This window comes from Pseudoxanthomonas japonensis, assembly GCF_010093445.1.
In the GTDB taxonomy this organism is placed as follows: domain Bacteria; phylum Pseudomonadota; class Gammaproteobacteria; order Xanthomonadales; family Xanthomonadaceae; genus Pseudoxanthomonas_A; species Pseudoxanthomonas_A japonensis.
Window position 1 is genome coordinate 1 of sequence record NZ_PDWW01000049.1, and the last position, 2,961, is coordinate 2,961.

The window sequence follows — 2,961 nt, forward strand, 5'->3', positions numbered from 1 at the left end:
TTCGGGCTATGGATCGAGGTCGATGTGCGGCGGCCCTGGCTCCTACACGTGCTCGAACACAGCGGCCTGTCGGCCTGCCGCACATCGCTCTCCGCCACAACTCTAGGGGTAACCGCAGACACAAGCGACGTAAGTCGCGACCGCAGATTCTCCGGGGCAGCGAACCCTCGCCAGCGGTCGGACTCAGCTCTGTATGTCGGAAGGCCTGCGGTCGCGACTCACGTCGCTCCTACAAAGGCGTCAACGGTCGCTTACGCCACCCGCGTACGCCGCGCGCGCTCCAGGTGCACCAGCAGCAGCGAGATGGCGGCAGGCGTCATGCCGGGGATACGCTGGGCCTGGCCAATGGTTTCCGGCTGCACGCGTTCCAGCTTCTGCTGCACTTCGGCCGACAGGCCGCGCACGCCGGAAAAATCGAAACCGGCCGGGATCGGCGTGGACTCGTTGCGCTGCTGGCGTTCGATCTCGTCGCGCTGCCGGTCGAGGTAACCGGCGTACTTCACGCCGATCTCCACCTGCTCCGCCACCTGCGCATCGTCCACGGCGGGGCCGATGGACGGCACCGACATCAGCCTGGCGTAGTCCAGTTCCGGACGCTTGATCAGGTCGAGCACGTTGGTTTCGCGACTGACCTGCACGCCCAGCGTGTCGGCGACCTCGCGGCCCAGCGCGTTAGCGGGCGTGGCCCACAACGCACGCAGGCGGCCGGTCTCGCGCGCGATGGCTTCGCGCTTGGCCTCGAAGCGCTGCCAGCGTGCGTCGTCGACCAGGCCGAGCATGCGGCCGGTTTCGGTGAGACGCAGGTCGGCGTTGTCCTCGCGCAGCTGCAGCCGGTACTCGGCGCGGCTGGTGAACATGCGGTACGGCTCCCTGGTGCCGTGCGTGATCAGGTCGTCGACAAGCACGCCCAGGTAGGCCTCGTCGCGGCGCGGCGACCATGCCTCCTTCTGCTGCACGAAGCGCGCGGCGTTGAGTCCGGCGAGCAGGCCCTGCGCGGCGGCTTCCTCGTAGCCGGTGGTGCCGTTGATCTGGCCCGCGAAGAACAGGCCGGCGACCGCCTTGGTTTCCAGCGACGCCTTCAGGCCGCGTGGATCGAAGAAGTCGTACTCGATGGCATAACCCGGGCGCGTGATGTGCGCGTGCTCCATGCCGCGGATGCTGCGCACCAGCGCCAGCTGCACGTCGAACGGCAGCGAGGTGGAAATGCCGTTCGGATAGATTTCGGCGACGTCGAGGCCCTCCGGCTCGACGAAGATCTGGTGGCTGGCCTTCTCGGCAAAGCGCACCACCTTGTCCTCGATGGACGGGCAGTAGCGCGGGCCGATGCCTTCAATCTGGCCGGAGTACATCGGCGAGCGATGCAGCGCACCTCGGATGATCTCGTGCGTCTGTTCGCTGGTGTGGGTGATCCAGCACGACACTTGGCGCGGATGGTCGGCGACGTTACCCATGAACGACATCACCGGCAGCGGATCGTCGCCCGGCTGCTCCTCCATCACCGAATAGTCGAGCGAACGGCCATCGATGCGCGGCGGCGTACCGGTCTTCAGGCGATCAACGACGAAGGCGCCCTCGCGCAGCCGCTGCGCCAGCGCGGTCGCTGGCGGATCGCCGGCGCGACCGGCGGCGTACTGCGTCTCGCCGACATGGATCTTGCCGGCGAGGAAGGTGCCCGCGGTCAGCACGACGGCCGGCGCAAGGAAGGTCAGGCCGGTCTGGGTGACCGCGCCGCGGACGGTGCCGTTCTCGATGACCAGGTCATCGACGGCGGCCTGGAACAGCGTCAGGTTCGGCTGCGCTTCCACCGCCCGGCGGATGGCGCTGCGGTACAGCGCACGGTCGGCCTGGCAGCGCGTCGCACGCACGGCCGGTCCCTTCGAGGCGTTGAGCGTGCGCCACTGGATGCCCGCACGATCGGCGGCCCAGGCCATCACGCCGCCCAGTGCATCGATCTCCTTCACCAGATGACCCTTGCCGATGCCACCGATGGCCGGGTTGCAGCTCATCGCGCCCACGGTTTCCACGTTGTGCGTCAGCAGCAGCGTGCGCGCACCGGCACGCGCGGACGCCAGCGCGGCCTCGGTGCCAGCATGGCCGCCGCCGATGATGATGACGTCGTAGTGGTGGAAGCTGGCGCTCATGGCAAGGAGTCGATGACGAAGGCCGGTGGACGGGGCCGGTCCGGAAGAAGGGATCCGGCATGGCGACCGGGCAAAGTTGGCACGCTTCCTGCTGTATTCCCATGCACCCGTCGTGGCAAGCGACCAGGGGCGCCGGGTTGGTAATTGGAACAGGGGCCAGCCATGCGCACGCCGGGGATGCCGGGGGCCGGTAGTCGGGGGACTACCGGCCCCTTTTTATGCGCGCAGGATACCAGAGCAAGAAAAAAGCCCGGCAAAGCCGGGCTTTTCGTTAGGCGCCGACGCCCGATGGGGCCGGAACAGGGGGGATCCAGATTTCCCCACCGGACGTCGACATTGAACCTTTAATTGCCGCTTACGTCAGAAAGCGACGCAACCGGTCAACCGAGGTTCGAAACCGCGTCAGCGGTGGGGGACAGGCGACGGACGGCACCGCCGCGCCGCCTGGATTACCGCTCCAGTTCGCGCGTGCCGCCATTGTCGCGCGGTGTGGCACGCGGCGGCGGGGAGGAACGCTCCATGCGCTGGGGCGGCGCGGATCGCTCGGCACGCGGCGGTGGCGCCGCCCTTTCCATACGCTGCGGCCGTTCAGCGGATCGCGGCATGGACGGGGACGGCGTCACGCGTGGCGGACGGTAGCCGCCTTCACCCACGCGCGGCTGGCTCGGCGATGGCGTCACCTGCGCCGGCCGGCCCGGGACCATCGGCTGAGCGCCGCCTTCACGCCAGCGACCGGTGGGGTCGCGCCACGGCGGCGGACGATTGCCGCCCCCATTGGTCGGCGGCGGCTTGGGGGGGGGATTATTGTCGCCGACCAATG

Annotated in this window: 1 protein-coding gene and 1 pseudogene; both read right to left on the minus strand. The window is 68.6% G+C overall.

Annotated features, from left to right (window positions below):
* Positions 1-251: 251 nt before the first annotated feature.
* The gene (gene mnmG / locus CSC78_RS18665) at positions 252-2,141 is read right to left on the minus strand and encodes a tRNA uridine-5-carboxymethylaminomethyl(34) synthesis enzyme MnmG (protein ID WP_162339373.1); all 1,890 of its coding nucleotides are present in this window, start codon (positions 2,139-2,141) and stop codon (positions 252-254) included.
* A gap of 449 nt (positions 2,142-2,590) precedes the next feature.
* A pseudogene (locus tag CSC78_RS19120) lies at positions 2,591-2,961 on the minus strand (hypothetical protein); the annotation flags it as partial.